Source organism: Paraclostridium dentum, assembly GCF_012922555.1.
Taxonomy (GTDB): Bacteria; Bacillota; Clostridia; order Peptostreptococcales; family Peptostreptococcaceae; genus Paraclostridium; species Paraclostridium dentum.
This window is the reverse complement of the sequence record NZ_WIPK01000169.1, coordinates 1-352: the sequence shown is the minus strand read 5'-3', so window position 1 is coordinate 352 and position 352 is coordinate 1. Positions and strand designations below refer to the sequence as shown.

The following is a 352-nucleotide window of genomic DNA, read 5'->3' as shown; positions in this document are numbered from 1 at the left end:
TCGGGCTTCAGCATTTTAGCCTTAATCTCAGGCTTATGCTTCAGGATGGCATGACGGCGTGCTGTCTTGGCGTAAGGATTCAGCTTCATCATTATTCTGAGATTCTTGAGTGGGTTCTTCTTGAGAATTCTGCGCTGAATCTTTTTGTTGGGGGCACGAAGTGCTTTCTGGATTTCCTCACTCTGCAGGAGTCTTCCCAAATCTGTGTTGGTCATCTTGTGCATTGGCAGATTGTAGTCCATCTTGAGCGAGGAAGGTTTGCGCCAGGTGCCATACAGGTCGTCGAGCTTGCGGAAGGCACCCTCAGTCCAGATGCAGAAACGACCAATGTGACCACCAGGGGCGAGCTTCA

The 352-nt window shown here is 50.3% G+C and carries 1 protein-coding gene; it reads right to left on the bottom strand.

Annotated features, from left to right (window positions below; genetic code table 11):
- On the bottom strand, positions 1-352 hold a 352-nt coding region (locus GFJ41_RS21270; protein ID WP_170076048.1), incomplete at both ends, for a large ribosomal subunit protein uL4.